16 protein-coding genes are annotated in these 15,242 nt (G+C 50.6%); 13 read left to right on the top strand and 3 right to left on the bottom strand.

Annotated features, from left to right (window positions below; all coding sequences use genetic code 11):
* Positions 1 to 132: 132 nt before the first annotated feature.
* The 10 genes from citC (at position 133) to yldA (ending at position 8,659) form a co-directional block, all read left to right on the top strand.
* A complete protein-coding gene (gene citC, locus ACJHXA_RS13710) occupies positions 133 to 1,191 on the top strand; it encodes a [citrate (pro-3S)-lyase] ligase (protein ID WP_000467687.1) in 1,059 nt (352 codons plus the stop codon).
* Between the two features lie 14 nt (positions 1,192 to 1,205).
* On the top strand, positions 1,206 to 1,502 hold the full coding sequence (gene citD, locus ACJHXA_RS13705; RefSeq protein WP_000700703.1) for a citrate lyase acyl carrier protein: 297 nt from the start codon (positions 1,206 to 1,208) through the stop codon (positions 1,500 to 1,502).
* Positions 1,499 to 2,407, top strand: a complete 909-nt coding sequence (gene citE, locus ACJHXA_RS13700; RefSeq protein WP_000622357.1) for a citrate (pro-3S)-lyase subunit beta — start codon at positions 1,499 to 1,501, stop codon at positions 2,405 to 2,407. Before citD ends, citE begins: the two co-directional genes overlap by 4 nt.
* Before the next feature lie 10 nt (positions 2,408 to 2,417).
* Complete coding sequence (citF, locus tag ACJHXA_RS13695) at positions 2,418 to 3,950, top strand: citrate lyase subunit alpha (protein WP_000192245.1); 1,533 nt, start codon at positions 2,418 to 2,420, stop codon at positions 3,948 to 3,950.
* Between the two features lie 3 nt (positions 3,951 to 3,953).
* Positions 3,954 to 4,505 (top strand): citrate lyase holo-[acyl-carrier protein] synthase, encoded by a 552-nt coding sequence (citX, locus tag ACJHXA_RS13690; protein WP_000550424.1) that lies wholly within the window; start codon positions 3,954 to 3,956, stop codon positions 4,503 to 4,505.
* Positions 4,480 to 5,358 (top strand): triphosphoribosyl-dephospho-CoA synthase CitG, encoded by an 879-nt coding sequence (citG, locus tag ACJHXA_RS13685; protein WP_000062459.1) that lies wholly within the window; start codon positions 4,480 to 4,482, stop codon positions 5,356 to 5,358. The genes citX and citG overlap by 26 nt, the downstream gene beginning before the upstream one ends.
* Positions 5,359 to 5,408: 50 nt before the next feature.
* Positions 5,409 to 6,872, top strand: coding sequence for a citrate/succinate antiporter CitT (gene citT, locus ACJHXA_RS13680; RefSeq protein ID WP_000050323.1), 1,464 nt, complete (start codon positions 5,409 to 5,411; stop codon positions 6,870 to 6,872).
* Positions 6,873 to 6,985: 113 nt separating this feature from the next.
* On the top strand, positions 6,986 to 7,792 hold the full coding sequence (gene rna / locus ACJHXA_RS13675; protein ID WP_000643398.1) for a ribonuclease I: 807 nt from the start codon (positions 6,986 to 6,988) through the stop codon (positions 7,790 to 7,792).
* A gap of 229 nt (positions 7,793 to 8,021) precedes the next feature.
* Positions 8,022 to 8,432 carry a nucleoside diphosphate kinase regulator gene (gene rnk / locus ACJHXA_RS13670; protein ID WP_000089731.1) on the top strand — a complete coding sequence of 137 codons (411 nt, stop codon included), beginning with the start codon at positions 8,022 to 8,024 and terminating at the stop codon, positions 8,430 to 8,432.
* A 137-nt stretch (positions 8,433 to 8,569) separates the two neighbouring features.
* Positions 8,570 to 8,659, top strand: coding sequence for a small membrane protein YldA (gene yldA, locus ACJHXA_RS13665; RefSeq protein WP_000796528.1), 90 nt, complete (start codon positions 8,570 to 8,572; stop codon positions 8,657 to 8,659).
* Positions 8,660 to 8,662: 3 nt separating this feature from the next.
* On the opposite strand, the gene ACJHXA_RS13660 is transcribed toward yldA, so the two are convergent.
* On the bottom strand, positions 8,663 to 9,901 hold the full coding sequence (locus ACJHXA_RS13660; RefSeq protein ID WP_000646150.1) for a zinc-dependent alcohol dehydrogenase: 1,239 nt from the start codon (positions 9,899 to 9,901) through the stop codon (positions 8,663 to 8,665).
* A 220-nt stretch (positions 9,902 to 10,121) separates the two neighbouring features.
* Between ACJHXA_RS13660 and uspG the strand changes: the two genes are divergently transcribed.
* Positions 10,122 to 10,550 (top strand): universal stress protein UspG, encoded by a 429-nt coding sequence (gene uspG, locus ACJHXA_RS13655; RefSeq protein ID WP_000278505.1) that lies wholly within the window; start codon positions 10,122 to 10,124, stop codon positions 10,548 to 10,550.
* A gap of 120 nt (positions 10,551 to 10,670) precedes the next feature.
* On the opposite strand, the gene ahpF is transcribed toward uspG, so the two are convergent.
* Positions 10,671 to 12,236, bottom strand: a complete 1,566-nt coding sequence (gene ahpF / locus ACJHXA_RS13650; protein WP_000887629.1) for an alkyl hydroperoxide reductase subunit F — start codon at positions 12,234 to 12,236, stop codon at positions 10,671 to 10,673.
* A 128-nt stretch (positions 12,237 to 12,364) separates the two neighbouring features.
* Positions 12,365 to 12,928: an alkyl hydroperoxide reductase subunit C gene (gene ahpC / locus ACJHXA_RS13645; protein WP_000052796.1), complete on the bottom strand. Its 564-nt coding sequence runs from the start codon at positions 12,926 to 12,928 to the stop codon at positions 12,365 to 12,367.
* A gap of 371 nt (positions 12,929 to 13,299) precedes the next feature.
* Here ahpC and dsbG point away from each other — a divergent pair, with 371 nt between their 5' ends.
* A complete protein-coding gene (dsbG, locus tag ACJHXA_RS13640) occupies positions 13,300 to 14,046 on the top strand; it encodes a thiol:disulfide interchange protein DsbG (protein ID WP_103262054.1) in 747 nt (248 codons plus the stop codon).
* 208 nt (positions 14,047 to 14,254) lie between these two features.
* Complete coding sequence (gene citR, locus ACJHXA_RS13635; protein WP_000002446.1) at positions 14,255 to 15,157, top strand: DNA-binding transcriptional repressor CitR; 903 nt, start codon at positions 14,255 to 14,257, stop codon at positions 15,155 to 15,157.
* Positions 15,158 to 15,242: the final 85 nt, after the last annotated feature.

The raw sequence follows: 15,242 nt of genomic DNA, 5'->3' as shown, positions 1-15,242 counted from the left end.
CGAAAGGAGAAAAAGATATACCTCGATCACCCCCCTTTCTCCCAAGTGAAAATAAAAGGTTATCAGTTTGCAACATTGAACAACATTCGTTGCAAATCGATAACAACATGCACCTTCAGGATACTATTTATTATGTTCGGCAATGATATTTTCACCCGCGTAAAACGTTCAGAAAATAAAAAAATGGCGGAAATCGCCCAATTCCTGCATGAAAATGATTTGAGCGTTGACACCACAGTCGAAGTATTTATTACCGTAACCCGCGATGAAAAGCTTATCGCGTGCGGTGGAATTGCCGGAAATATTATTAAATGCGTTGCTATCAGTGAATCCGTTCGCGGTGAAGGACTGGCGCTGACATTAGCCACTGAACTGATAAACCTCGCCTATGAGCGGCACAGCACGCATCTGTTTATTTATACCAAAACCGAATACGAGGCGCTGTTCCGCCAGTGCGGTTTTTCCACGCTGACCTGCGTACCCGGCGTGATGGTGCTGATGGAAAACAGCGCCACGCGACTGAAACGCTATGCCGAATCGCTGAAAAAATTTCGTCATCCAGGGAACAAGATTGGCTGCATTGTGATGAACGCCAATCCCTTCACGAATGGTCACCGTTATCTGATTCAACAAGCTGCGGCACAGTGCGACTGGTTGCATCTGTTTTTAGTCAAAGAAGATTCTTCACGCTTCCCCTATGAAGACCGGTTGGATCTGGTGTTAAAAGGCACCGCCGATATTCCACGCCTGACTGTGCATCGCGGCTCCGAATACATCATCTCCCGCGCTACGTTCCCTTGCTACTTCATTAAAGAACAGAGCGTCATTAACCATTGTTACACCGAAATTGATCTGAAGATTTTCCGTCAGTACCTCGCTCCCGCGCTGGGTGTAACTCACCGCTTTGTCGGTACTGAACCCTTTTGTCGCGTTACCGCCCAGTACAACCAGGATATGCGCTACTGGCTGGAAACGCCGACTATCTCCGCACCGCCCATCGAACTGGTTGAAATTGAGCGGCTGCGTTACCAGGAGATGCCGATATCCGCTTCCCGGGTACGTCAACTGCTGGCGAAAAACGATCTCACGGCTATCGCGCCGCTGGTCCCTGCAGTCACGCTGCATTATTTGCAGAACCTGCTTGAGCACTCCCGCCAGGACGCGGCAGCTCGTCAAAAGACCCCCGCATGAGAAACAGGTGAAAAATGAAAATAAACCAGCCCGCCGTTGCAGGCACCCTTGAGTCTGGGGATGTGATGATACGCATCGCCCCACTCGATACGCAGGATATCGACCTGCAAATCAATAGCAGCGTTGAGAAACAGTTTGGCGATGCAATTCGCACCACCATTCTGGACGTTCTCGCCCGCTACAACGTGCGCGGCGTACAGCTGAATGTCGATGACAAAGGCGCACTGGACTGCATTTTACGTGCACGACTGGAAGCCCTGCTGGCACGCGCCAGCGGTATCCCGGCTCTGCCATGGGAGGATTGCCAATGATTTCCGCTTCGCTGCAACAACGTAAAACTCGCACCCGCCGCAGCATGTTGTTTGTGCCTGGTGCCAATGCCGCGATGGTCAGCAACTCCTTCATCTACCCGGCTGATGCCCTGATGTTTGACCTCGAAGACTCCGTAGCATTGCGTGAAAAAGACACCGCCCGCCGCATGGTTTACCACGCGCTGCAACATCCGCTGTATCGCGATATTGAAACCATTGTGCGTGTCAACGCGCTGGATTCCGAATGGGGTGTCAACGACCTGGAAGCCGTCGTTCGCGGTGGTGCGGACGTTGTGCGTCTGCCGAAAACCGATACCGCTCAGGATGTTCTGGATATCGAAAAAGAGATCCTGCGTATCGAAAAAGCCTGTGGTCGTGAACCCGGCAGCACCGGCCTGCTGGCGGCGATTGAATCTCCGCTGGGCATTACCCGCGCAGTGGAAATCGCTCACGCTTCCGAGCGTTTGATCGGTATCGCCCTCGGTGCAGAAGACTATGTGCGCAACCTGCGTACAGAACGCTCCCCGGAAGGAACTGAACTGCTGTTCGCACGCTGTTCCATTTTGCAGGCCGCGCGCTCTGCGGGTATTCAGGCGTTCGATACCGTCTATTCCGACGCTAACAACGAAGCCGGATTCCTGCAAGAAGCCGCCCACATCAAACAGCTGGGCTTTGACGGCAAATCGCTGATCAACCCGCGTCAGATTGATCTGTTGCACAACCTCTACGCACCAACCCAGAAAGAAGTGGATCACGCCCGCCGCGTCGTAGAAGCCGCTGAAGCCGCCGCTCGCGAAGGCCTCGGCGTGGTTTCCCTGAACGGCAAGATGGTGGACGGTCCGGTTATCGATCGCGCCCGTCTGGTGCTCTCTCGTGCAGAACTTTCCGGCATCCGCGAAGAATAAGGCAATCAAAATGACGCAGAAAATTGAACAATCTCAACGACAAGAACGGGTAGCGGCCTGGAATCGTCGCGCTGAATGCGATCTTGCCGCTTTCCAGAACTCGCCAAAGCAAACCTACCAGGCTGAAAAAGCGCGCGATCGCAAACTGTGCGCCAACCTGGAAGAAGCGATTCGTCGCTCTGGTTTACAGGACGGCATGACGGTTTCCTTCCATCACGCTTTCCGTGGCGGTGACCTGACCGTCAATATGGTGATGGACGTCATCGCGAAGATGGGCTTTAAAAACCTGACCCTGGCGTCCAGCTCCCTGAGTGATTGCCATGCGCCGCTGGTAGAACACATTCGCCAGGGCGTGGTTACCCGCATTTATACCTCTGGCCTACGTGGTCCACTGGCGGAAGAAATCTCCCGCGGTCTGCTGGCGGAACCGGTGCAAATCCACTCTCACGGCGGTCGTGTGCATCTGGTACAGAGCGGCGAACTGAATATCGATGTGGCTTTCCTCGGCGTCCCGTCCTGTGATGAATTCGGTAATGCCAACGGCTACACCGGTAAAGCCTGCTGCGGCTCCCTCGGCTATGCAATGGTTGATGCCGACAACGCAAAACAGGTTGTGATGCTTACCGAAGAACTGCTGCCTTATCCGCATAATCCGGCAAGCATTGAGCAAGATCAGGTTGATTTAATCGTCAAAGTTGATCGCGTTGGCGATGCTGCAAAAATCGGCGCTGGTGCTACCCGTATGACCACTAACCCGCGCGAACTGCTTATTGCCCGTAGCGCTGCGGATGTGATTGTCAACTCAGGCTACTTCAAAGAAGGTTTCTCCATGCAAACCGGCACCGGCGGCGCATCGCTGGCGGTAACCCGTTTCCTGGAAGACAAAATGCGTAGCCGCGATATTCGCGCCGACTTCGCCCTCGGTGGTATTACCGCGACGATGGTTGATCTGCACGAAAAAGGTCTGATCCGCAAACTGCTGGATGTACAGAGCTTTGACAGCCACGCTGCGCAATCGCTGGCCCGTAACCCCAATCACATCGAAATCAGCGCCAACCAGTACGCTAACTGGGGTTCGAAAGGCGCATCGGTTGATCGTCTCGACGTGGTGGTACTGAGCGCGCTGGAAATTGACACCCAGTTCAACGTTAACGTGCTGACCGGCTCTGACGGCGTACTGCGTGGTGCTTCCGGTGGTCACTGCGATACCGCGATTGCCTCTGCGCTTTCCATCATCGTCGCGCCGCTGGTACGCGGTCGTATTCCGACTCTGGTGGATAACGTGCTGACCTGCATCACCCCGGGCTCCAGTGTCGATATTCTGGTCACAGACCACGGTATCGCAGTTAACCCGGCACGTCCGGAGCTGGCAGAACGTCTGCAGGAAGCGGGCATTAAAGTGGTTTCCATTGAGTGGCTGCGTGAACGTGCGCGTCTGCTGACCGGTGAACCACAGCCGATTGAATTCACCGACCGCGTCGTTGCCGTTGTGCGTTACCGCGATGGCTCGGTGATCGATGTTGTACATCAGGTGAAGGAATAAGCCATGCACCTGCTTCCTGAACTCGCCAGCCACCATGCGGTGTCAATTCCCGAGCTGCTCGTCAGCCGGGATGAAAGGCAAGCACGGCAACACGTCTGGCTCAAGCGTCATCCTGTTCCACTGGTCTCCTTTACCGTGGTTGCGCCTGGGCCGATTAAAGACAGTGAGGTCACACGCCGAATTTTTAATCATGGCGTGACAGCCTTGCGTGCCTTAGCCGCAAAACAGGGCTGGCAAATTCAGGAGCAGGCTGCACTGGTTTCCGCCAGCGGGCCGGAGGGTATGTTGAGCATTGCCGCCCCGGCTCGCGACCTCAAGCTCGCCACCATTGAGCTTGAACATAGTCATCCTCTCGGGCGGTTATGGGATATCGATGTCCTGACGCCCGAAGGCGAAATTCTCTCCCGCCGCGACTATTCACTGCCGCCTCGCAGCTGCCTGTTGTGCGAGCAAAGCGCAGCCGTCTGCGCGCGTGGAAAAACCCATCAACTGACCGATTTACTCAACCGCATGGAGGCACTGCTGAACGATGTCGATGCCTGCAACGTCAACTAAAACCACAAAGCTTGCGACGTCATTAATCGATGAGTACGCCCTGCTGGGCTGGCGCGCCATGCTGACTGAAGTCAATCTGTCACCGAAACCAGGCCTCGTGGATCGGATTAACTGCGGTGCGCATAAAGATATGGCGCTGGAAGATTTCCACCGCAGCGCGCTGGCGATTCAGGGCTGGCTACCCCGTTTCATTGAATTTGGTGCCTGTAGTGCGGAAATGGCACCAGAAGCGGTACTCCACGGATTACGCCCAATTGGTATGGCTTGCGAAGGTGATATGTTCCGCGCCACTGCGGGCGTAAACACGCATAAAGGCAGCATTTTTTCTTTAGGGCTGCTATGTGCGGCAATTGGCCGTTTGCTTCAGCTCAACCAGCCGGTAACGCCAACAACCGTTTGTTCTACGGCGGCAAGTTTCTGCCGTGGTCTGACCGATCGCGAACTGCGTACCAATAATTCACAACTGACGGCAGGTCAACGGTTGTACCAGCAGCTTGGCCTTACCGGCGCACGCGGTGAAGCCGAAGCGGGTTATCCACTAGTGCTCAACCACGCCCTGCCGCATTACCTCACTCTGCTGGATCAGGGGTTAGATCCTGAACTGGCATTGCTCGATACCTTGCTCCTACTGATGGCGATCAACGGCGATACCAACGTTGCATCGCGCGGTGGCGAGGGGGGCCTGCGCTGGCTACAGCGCGAGGCGCAAACATTATTGCAAAAAGGGGGCATTCGAACCCCCGCCGATCTCGATTATCTCCGGCAGTTCGACAGGGAGTGTATCGAACGAAATCTCAGTCCAGGCGGCAGTGCCGACCTGCTGATCCTTACCTGGTTTTTAGCACAGATTTAATTATTTAAGCACTTGATAAATTTGGAAATATTAATTTTCGGAGAACCCGTATGTCTTTAGCAAAAGATAATATATGGAAACTATTGGCCCCACTGGTGGTGATGGGTGTCATGTTTCTTATCCCTGTCCCCGACGGTATGCCGCCGCAGGCATGGCATTACTTCGCTGTGTTTGTGGCAATGATTGTCGGCATGATCCTCGAGCCAATTCCGGCAACAGCGATCAGTTTTATTGCGGTTACTATTTGCGTTATTGGCAGTAATTACCTGCTCTTTGATGCCAAAGAATTAGCTGACCCAGCGTTTAATGCGCAAAAACAGGCGCTGAAATGGGGTCTGGCTGGTTTTTCCAGCACCACGGTATGGCTGGTATTTGGCGCATTTATTTTTGCATTAGGGTATGAAGTTTCCGGGTTAGGTCGTCGCATTGCCCTTTTCCTGGTGAAATTCATGGGCAAACGCACGCTGACGTTGGGTTATGCGATTGTCATTATCGACATTCTGCTGGCACCGTTTACACCGTCCAACACCGCGCGTACCGGGGGTACGGTTTTTCCGGTCATTAAAAACCTGCCGCCGCTGTTTAAATCATTCCCCAACGATCCGTCCGCGCGTCGTATTGGCGGCTATTTGATGTGGATGATGGTCATTAGTACCAGTCTGAGTTCGTCCATGTTTGTCACCGGTGCGGCACCAAACGTGCTGGGTCTGGAGTTCGTCAGCAAAATTGCCGGTATCCAGATTAGCTGGTTGCAGTGGTTCCTCTGCTTCCTGCCGGTTGGGGTTATCTTGCTTATCATTGCGCCGTGGCTTTCCTACGTGCTGTACAAACCGGAAATCACACACAGTGAAGAAGTGGCAACCTGGGCGGGTGATGAACTGAAAACCATGGGTGCGCTGACACGCAGAGAGTGGACACTGATTGGCCTTGTATTGCTCAGCTTAGGTTTGTGGGTTTTTGGCAGTGAAGTCATTAATGCTACTGCAGTTGGTCTGCTGGCAGTTTCGCTAATGCTGGCCCTGCACGTTGTGCCTTGGAAAGATATTACCCGCTATAACAGCGCATGGAACACGCTGGTCAACCTGGCAACTCTGGTTGTGATGGCTAACGGCCTGACTCGTTCTGGTTTTATTGACTGGTTCGCCGGTACCATGAGTACGCACCTGGAAGGATTCTCACCAAACGCAACGGTGATTGTACTGGTTCTGGTGTTCTACTTTGCACACTACCTGTTTGCCAGCCTGTCTGCGCACACCGCAACCATGCTGCCGGTTATTCTGGCCGTTGGTAAAGGTATTCCGGGCGTACCAATGGAACAACTGTGTATCCTGCTGGTGCTGTCTATCGGTATCATGGGCTGTCTGACGCCGTATGCAACCGGTCCTGGGGTGATTATTTACGGCTGTGGCTATGTGAAATCAAAAGATTACTGGCGTCTTGGCGCAATCTTCGGGGTGATTTACATCTCTATGTTGCTGTTGGTTGGCTGGCCGATTCTCGCCATGTGGAACTAATACGTTCGCCAAACGCTGAATAAATCATCACGCCCGCCAGGTAAGCCCACCTGGCGGGCTTTTTTATGATTTAATAGATAGTATTCAGTGTATGTATGAGTTCCACACCCATTATGAAAGCATTCTGGCGTAATGCCGCGTTGCTCGCGGTTTCTCTGCTTCCCTTCTCTTCTGCCAACGCCGTAGCGTTGCAGGCAAAACAGTATGGCGATTTTGATCGCTATGTCCTGGCCCTCTCCTGGCAAACCGGATTTTGCCAGAGTCAACACGATCGAAATCGTAACGAACGAGATGAATGTCGCCTGCAAACCGAAACGACCAACAAAGCTGATTTTCTGACCGTACATGGTCTGTGGCCAGGATTGCCTAAATCGGTTGCTGCCCGTGGTGTTGATGAACGCCGCTGGATGCGCTTCGGTTGCGCTACTCGCCCAATCCCGAATCTACCAGAAGCGCACGCCAGCCGGATGTGTTCATCGCCGGAAACCGGATTATCACTGGAAACGGCCGCTAAACTAAGTGAAGTCATGCCAGGAGCTGGCGGACGTTCCTGCCTGGAACGCTACGAATATGCCAAACACGGTGCCTGCTTTGGTTTTGATCCGGACGCATACTTCGGTACGATGGTACGCCTGAATCAAGAAATTAAAGAGAGCGAAGCCGGAAAATTCCTTGCGGATAATTACGGTAAAACAGTGAGCCGCCGTGACTTTGACGCCGCCTTTGCCAAAAGCTGGGGAAAAGAGAACGTGAAAGCAGTTAAGCTAACGTGCCAGGGTAACCCTGCGTATTTGACTGAAATTCAGATCTCGATCAAAGCTGACGCCATCAACGCTCCGCTTTCTGCAAACTCATTCTTGCCACAACCACACCCAGGCAACTGTGGCAAAACCTTTGTGATTGATAAAGTGGGTTATTAATCATCTGATTTACAAAACACGCTAATTCGTCTTCCATAAACCGTGACGATTAAGAATTATACATAATGCGCTGCATTGAGGAATTCCCTGAATGTGACGCAAATCACTTCAAAGAGTGAGCAACAGTCAGTATCATCATGTGAGTTAAACCCTCGCCGCCTGACGGTGAGGGTTTTCTTTTGGGTATGTTTATCTGCGACACTCGCAGTACCGACGACATGGAGTAAAAATGTCCAGACCAACTATCATCATTAACGACCTGGATGCCGAACGCATCGATATTCTGCTGGAGCAACCCGCCTATGCTGGTTTGCCAATCGCCGACGCGTTAAACGCAGAGTTGGATCGCGCCCAAATGTGTTCGCCAGAAGAGATGCCACACGACGTGGTGACAATGAACAGCCGGGTTAAATTCCGCAATCTTAGCGATGGCGAAGTGCGTGTGCGCACGCTGGTGTATCCGGCAAAAATGACCGATAGCAATACTCAGCTTTCCGTTATGGCTCCGGTAGGTGCCGCACTGCTGGGGCTGCGCGTTGGCGATTCCATTCACTGGGAACTTCCGGGCGGCGTTGCAACCCACCTTGAAGTGCTGGAACTCGAATACCAGCCAGAAGCTGCTGGCGACTACCTGCTTTAATCCCATCTGCACAAGCGATAACTCGCTTTGCCCAGAGGATGCACTCGCATCCTCTTTACGCAAAATCAGCAATTTTTCCTGGTTCTCACTGTTCACTTTTGCTGCAAAATTATTCCGTTTCGTTTGTGGGAATAACCATGGCAGAAGCATTTTACATCCTGATAGGATTTCTGATTATGGCGGCGATTATCGTCATGGCTGTCCTTTACCTCGAAAACCACTCCTGACGATCATATTGTTCCCCCCGGCATCGCATTCACCAGACCTGAAACCGCCTTCTGCGCCGCCTCTGCGCTTTGTGCACCGGGTACCAGAATCACCTTACGGCACTCCTCTTCACGTTTTTCGAAAATCTCATATCCCCGGGCGGCCTCTTCAAACGGCATATAGTGGGTAACAATTTCTTCTGGTTTCAGTAATCCTTTCTCAATTAACGGTAATAATTCTCCCAGCCATGCGTGAACGTGGGTCTGTCCCATTTTAAACGTCAACCCTTTATCAAAGGCGTCGCCAAACAGGAAACCGTGAATAAATCCAGCGTAGACGCCCGGTACGCTAACAATGCCGCCACGCCTGACCGCCGCAATACACTGGCGCAACGCTTTACCGCTGCTGCCCTCCAGTTTCAGGTTAGTCAGCACCGTTTCCGTGGTGCTGCCTTTCGCTTCAAAACCGACGGCGTCTATTACTGCATCCACGCCCCGGTGACCTGCCGTTTGTTCAATAATTGACTGTGCCGGATCGCTATCTTCATCGAAATTAATCGGGATCGCGCCGTAGCGGTCAGCGGCGAAACGCAAGCGGTAGGGATGATGATCAACAACAAAAATCTGTTCCGCACCGAGCAACCGTGCACAGGCGATTGTCAACAATCCCACTGGACCGGCACCATAGACTGCAACGCTTGAACCTTGTTGGATCTGCGCATTTTTTGCTGCCTGCCATGCCGTTGGCAGAATATCAGAAAGGAAAAGGGCTTTATCATCTGAAAGCAAAGGCGGTACTTTAAACGGCCCCACATTCCCTTTAGGGACGCGGACATATTCCGCCTGCCCACCAGGAACGCCGCCATACAGGTGACTATAACCAAACAATGCCGCGGGAGCTGGTATCTGTTTTTTATTGAGCGCAGCGCCTTTACCCGCATTGGTATTTTCGCAGGCGGCATATTGCTGCATTCGACAGAAAAAACAGTCGCCACAAGCAATGACAAACGGAATTACCACCCGGTCGCCTTTTTGCAAATTTTTTACGTCCTTTCCGGTTTCAACGACTTCCCCCATAAATTCATGACCAAAAATATCGCCATGTTTAACCTGGGGTATTTTGCCTCGATAAAGATGGAGGTCAGAGCCACAGATCGCCGTTGCCGTAATACGCAGAATAATATCATCAGCCTGTTCAATGCCCGGATCGGGAACATTTTCTACCTGAACGTGATGTGGGCCGTGATAAGTCAATGCTTTCATGCAACCTCCAGAGACAGTTCAAAAAAGAGTCAGTCTTTAAGGGTAGCTATCACAGCGGGAAAACGGGCGGTACCGCAGGTTTTGGGAGAATTCCTGGTGTTCAGTGAGAATATATTAATCACAGAAACCGTTCGTAAGGAAAAAGAACCAGACAAATATCAGGGATAAATATTATAATCATGGCGAATGATTTGTTCATGATTAACAGGGAGAAAGGGTTATGTATAAGACAATCATTATGCCAGTTGATGTATTTGAAATGGAATTGAGCGACAAAGCTGTTCGCCACGCTGAATTCCTCGCCCAGGATGACGGAGTTATTCATCTACTTCACGTACTACCCGGGTCAGCCAGCCTGAGCCTGCACCGTTTTGCCGCTGATGTGCGTCGTTTTGAAGAGCATCTGCAACATGAAGCAGAAGAACGTCTGCAAACGATGGTCAGCCACTTCACCATCGATCCTTCCCGCATTAAACAACATGTCCGTTTTGGTAGCGTGCGGGATGAAGTCAATGAGTTGGCAGAAGAACTGGGGGCTGATGTTGTAGTTATTGGTTCTCGCAACCCATCGATTTCGACCCATCTGTTAGGTTCTAACGCCTCGAGCGTGATCCGCCACGCCAATCTGCCGGTGCTGGTCGTTCGCTAACAGATAAAAGTATTTATGCCGCCCTGCCTGGAACATCCCGGCAGGGCTTTTTAATGCCATAAAAAAGCCGCCAGGTTTGACCCCGGCGGCTAAGCAATTGCAGGTGAATCTTACTTCTTCTTATGCAGTTTTGGTGCGAATCAGGTAGTCAAAAGCACTCAGAGAGGCTTTGGCACCTTCGCCAGTGGCGATGATGATCTGCTTGTACGGAACCGTCGTACAGTCACCCGCTGCGAACACGCCTTTCACGTTGGTTTCGCATTTCGCATCAATGATAATCTCGCCCATGCGGTTACGTTCGACTGCGCCTTCCAGCCAGTTGGTGTTCGGCAGCAGACCAATCTGCACGAAAATACCGGCCAGTTCGATGTTGTGAATATCGCCGCTGACACGATCTCGATATTCCAGACCAACGACTTTGCTGCCGTCGCCTTTCACTTCCGTGGTTTGCGCATTCAGAATAATGTCGACGTTTTTCAGGCTGCGCAGTTTGTCCTGCAGAACCTGGTCGGCTTTCATTTCTGGCGCAAATTCCAGCAGAGTTACGTGCTCAACGATACCCGCCAGGTCGATTGCCGCTTCCACGCCGGAGTTACCGCCGCCGATAACCGCTACGCGTTTGCCTTTAAACAGCGGGCCGTCGCAGTGCGGGCAGTAGGTCACGCCTTTGGTGCGATACTGATCTTCGCCCGGAACGTTCATGTTGCGCCATTTTGCACCGGTCGCCACGATAATGCTGCGTGCTTTCAGTACCGCGCCAGAAGCTGTTTCAATCTGGTGTAGACCACCTTCAACCGCTGCCGGGATCAGTTTGCTGGCGCTCTGGCTGTCGATCACATCAACGTCGTATTCATCAACGTGAACTTTCAGTGCGCCTGCCAGCTTCTGCCCTTCAGTCTTCGGTACAGAAATGTAGTTTTCGATATCAACGGTATCGAGGATCTGACCACCAAAACGTTCGCCCATCAGACCGGTACGGATGCCTTTACGTGCGGAGTAAATTGCTGCCGCTGCACCCGCCGGGCCGGAACCGACGATTAATACGTCATAAGCATCACGCTTGTTCAGCTCTTCTGCCGCACGTTTTTCCGCGCCAGTATCAATTTTGGCAACGATTTCAGTCAACGTCATGCGGCCCTGACCAAACTCTTTCCCGTTTACGAACACTGCCGGAACGCCCATCACGTTGCGATCGGTGATTTCGTTCTGGAAGGTGCCGCCGTCAATTGCAGTGTGCTTGATGCGCGGGTTCAGTACGCTCATCAGGTTCAGCGCCTGCACCACGTCCGGGCAGTTGTGGCAAGAGAGCGAGTAATAGGTTTCGAATTCAAAATCACCGTCAATATGGCGAATCTGCTCCAGCAGAGACTGCGCTTCTTTCGACGGATGACCACCGGTCCACAGCAACGCCAGTACCAGCGAGGTGAACTCGTGGCCCAGCGGGGAGCCTGCAAAACGTGGCCCCTGGTTGGAACCTGGGTTGGTGATCAGGAAAGACGGCTTACGCACCGGCAAGCTGTTATCTTCTTTAAAGGTGACTTTGTCTGACAGTTCTGCGATTTCAGCCAACAGTTCCTTGATTTCTGCCGATTTAGCGCTGTCATCCAGCGTGGCAATTAACTCAACAGGCTTGGTCAATTTCTCAAGGTAAGCCTTGAGTTGAGTTTTCATATTTGTGTCGAGCATGTTTATCTCCTGGGCTTTAAACATCATCATGCAAGCGGCCTCTGCGGCTACCTGGATGCAGCTTGCATCATGGTGCGGGGAAGAAAATCGGGTGCCGCAGCACCCGATTAATTACGCGATTGCGGAACTTAGATTTTACCAACCAGGTCCAGAGACGGAGCCAGAGTTGCTTCACCTTCTTTCCATTTAGCCGGGCAAACTTCACCTGGGTGAGAAGCTACGTACTGTGCTGCTTTGATTTTACGCAGCAGGTCAGACGCGTCACGGCCAATGCCTTCAGCGGTAACTTCGATTGCCTGGATGATACCCTGCGGGTCAACAACGAAGGTCGCACGATCAGCCAGACCTTCATCTTCACGCATGTTGTCGAAGTTACGGGTCAGGGCGCCAGTCGGGTCGCCGATCATCGCATATTTGATTTTAGCGATGGTTTCAGAGCTGCTGTGCCATGCTTTGTGGGTGAAGTGAGTATCGGTAGATACTGCGTATACGTCTACGCCCAGTTTCTGCAGTTCTTCGTAGTGGTCAGCAACGTCACCCAGTTCGGTCGGGCATACGAAAGTAAAGTCAGCCGGGTAGAAGAAGAAGACGCTCCAGCGGCCTTCGGTATCTTTTTCGGTGATTTCGATGAATTCGCCGTTTTTGAATGCCTGGTTTTTAAAAGGTTTAATTTTGGTGTTAATCAAGGACATCTATACTTCCTCCGTGTTTTCGATGAGATGTAAGGTAACCAATTTTTGCCGATTCGGCTAATGCGTTTCCATTATCAAATCGATAAGTTTTACCTTACAACCTTCGTAAGACAACTTTGTGAACTTTGCACCGCCAGCGGCGATAAAAAGTAAAATGGCCCCCTTTCCAGGTGACCGTGTAATCTGAACTACCCTTTGGTATCTTCAGCGCCTGCCTGCAGGCTGAGGTGTTGCCCTTACAAATGCAACAACGACATGGATTACAACACCCTCATAAACAAAGGGCAATCACCTGATCTAAGCTCTTACCTATGACAGTGATAGGTTATGCCTTTTACTCGACTTTTGCACTGACTGAAAAGGACAAATTAATGTTAAAAAAGATACTTTTACTGGCTCTGCTTCCTGCAATCGCCTTCGCAGAGGAACTTCCTTCCCCAGTAAAAGCGATTGAAAAACAGGGCATTACAATCATCAAAACGTTCGATGCCCCCGGAGGAATGAAAGGTTATCTCGGAAAGTATCAGGATATGGGCGTCACCATCTACCTGACTCCCGATGGTAAGCACGCTATCTCTGGTTACATGTACAACGAGAAAGGTGAAAACCTGAGTAACACACTTATCGAAAAAGAAATTTACGCACCAGCCGGACGCGAAATGTGGCAACGGATGGAACAATCCCACTGGCTCCTCGACGGTAAAAAAGATGCGCCGGTCATTGTCTACGTGTTCGCCGATCCGTTCTGCCCATATTGTAAACAGTTCTGGCAGCAGGCGCGCCCGTGGGTAGATTCTGGCAAAGTGCAATTAAGAACATTGTTGGTTGGGGTTATCAAGCCAGAAAGCCCGGCGACAGCAGCGGCAATTCTTGCCTCCAAAGATCCCGCAAAAACCTGGCAAGAATATGAATCCTCTGGTGGCAAGCTTAAGCTAAACGTGCCTGCAAACGTAAGTATAGAACAAATGAAAGTGTTAAGCGCCAACGAGAAACTCATGGACGATCTGGGGGCAAATGTCACACCAGCGATCTATTACATGAGTAAGGAAAATACGCTGCAACAGGCCGTGGGGTTGCCCGATCAGAAAACGCTTAATATCATTATGGGGAATAAATAAAAGATAATTCATGGATGGTTGAAATACATCCCTGCTTTTCAACCATCCTAAAAAAGCATGAATTGCTCGCTCTGCCCTAAGTGGCTATGCTATTTTAGAAAAACTTAATCCTGAGTTAAGCAAAAAAATATAATCAATAAAAATATATACGCAAAAAACATTGATTAAGTGAATATACCATGGAAGAAAAATATAACCGGAGTAGTGTATGGCCAATCTCTACGACTTGAAAAAGTTCGACTTAAACCTTCTTGTCATATTTGAGTGTATTTACCAGCATTTAAGCATTAGCAAAGCTGCTGAATCACTATATATCACCCCATCAGCCGTGAGCCAGTCGTTACAACGCTTACGTGCGCAATTTAATGACCCTTTATTCATTCGCTCAGGAAAAGGTATCGCGCCGACGACAACAGGGTTGAATCTGCATCACCATCTTGAGAAAAACCTCAAAGGCCTTGAACAAACAATTAATATAGTCAATAAGTCCGAACTAAAGAAAAACTTTATTATTTACGGCCCTCAGCTCATTTCTTGCTCTAATAATAGTATGCTGATCCGCTGCCTACGGCAAGATGCCTCTGTCGAGATTGAGTGCCATGATATCCTCATGTCAGCAGAGAATGCTGAAGAACTGTTGGTTCACCGCAAAGCCGATCTGGTGATCACCCAAATGCCAGTGATCAGCCGTTCCGTCATTTGCATGCCATTGCATACAATTCGCAATACTCTAATTTGTAGTAATAAGCATCCGCGAATTACTGACAATAGCACTTATGAACAAATTATGGCAGAAGAGTTCACCCAATTAATATCCAAATCAGCAGGAGTTGATGATATTCAAATGGAAATAGACGAGAAGTTTATGAATCGCAAAATTTCATTTCGTGGTTCCTCTTTGCTGACAATCATTAATAGCATTGCAGTTACAGATTTACTGGGAATAGTCCCCTATGAACTTTATAATTCCTACCGTGACTTTCTTAATTTAAAAGAGATAAAACTAGAACATCCGTTACCTTCAATAAAGCTTTACATTTCCTATAATAAATCTTCTTTAAATAATTTGGTGTTCTCCCGATTTATTGACCGTCTAAATGAGAGTTTTTGATATATAACTACAGACAGCTACTATAACTTTCATCTATTTATTCACAGCGCGAATGAAAAATAAAACACTCTGCTTTGCAGTGTTT

It is taken from the genome of Escherichia sp. WS33, assembly GCF_046486385.1.
Classification (GTDB): domain Bacteria; phylum Pseudomonadota; class Gammaproteobacteria; order Enterobacterales; family Enterobacteriaceae; genus ECMA0423.
Note: the sequence above shows the minus strand (reverse complement) of the source record. Positions and strands in the feature narration are given on the sequence as shown.

Excerpts from the sequence above, each read along its gene's own strand:
- rnk (WP_000089731.1), top strand. The coding sequence starts at position 8,022 with ATGTCCAGACCAACTATCATCATTAACGACCTGGATGCCGAACGCATC.
- citE (WP_000622357.1), top strand. The coding sequence starts at position 1,499 with ATGATTTCCGCTTCGCTGCAACAACGTAAAACTCGCACCCGCCGCAGC.
- citF (WP_000192245.1), top strand. The coding sequence starts at position 2,418 with ATGACGCAGAAAATTGAACAATCTCAACGACAAGAACGGGTAGCGGCC.
- ACJHXA_RS13660 (WP_000646150.1), bottom strand. The coding sequence starts at position 9,901 with ATGAAAGCATTGACTTATCACGGCCCACATCACGTTCAGGTAGAAAAT.
- citR (WP_000002446.1), top strand. The coding sequence starts at position 14,255 with ATGGCCAATCTCTACGACTTGAAAAAGTTCGACTTAAACCTTCTTGTC.
- citD (WP_000700703.1), top strand. The coding sequence starts at position 1,206 with ATGAAAATAAACCAGCCCGCCGTTGCAGGCACCCTTGAGTCTGGGGAT.
- citG (WP_000062459.1), top strand. The coding sequence starts at position 4,480 with ATGTCGATGCCTGCAACGTCAACTAAAACCACAAAGCTTGCGACGTCA.
- ahpF (WP_000887629.1), bottom strand. The coding sequence starts at position 12,236 with ATGCTCGACACAAATATGAAAACTCAACTCAAGGCTTACCTTGAGAAA.
- yldA (WP_000796528.1), top strand. The coding sequence starts at position 8,570 with ATGGCAGAAGCATTTTACATCCTGATAGGATTTCTGATTATGGCGGCG.
- ahpC (WP_000052796.1), bottom strand. The coding sequence starts at position 12,928 with ATGTCCTTGATTAACACCAAAATTAAACCTTTTAAAAACCAGGCATTC.
- dsbG (WP_103262054.1), top strand. The coding sequence starts at position 13,300 with ATGTTAAAAAAGATACTTTTACTGGCTCTGCTTCCTGCAATCGCCTTC.
- citX (WP_000550424.1), top strand. The coding sequence starts at position 3,954 with ATGCACCTGCTTCCTGAACTCGCCAGCCACCATGCGGTGTCAATTCCC.
- citC (WP_000467687.1), top strand. The coding sequence starts at position 133 with ATGTTCGGCAATGATATTTTCACCCGCGTAAAACGTTCAGAAAATAAA.
- citT (WP_000050323.1), top strand. The coding sequence starts at position 5,409 with ATGTCTTTAGCAAAAGATAATATATGGAAACTATTGGCCCCACTGGTG.
- rna (WP_000643398.1), top strand. The coding sequence starts at position 6,986 with ATGAAAGCATTCTGGCGTAATGCCGCGTTGCTCGCGGTTTCTCTGCTT.
- uspG (WP_000278505.1), top strand. The coding sequence starts at position 10,122 with ATGTATAAGACAATCATTATGCCAGTTGATGTATTTGAAATGGAATTG.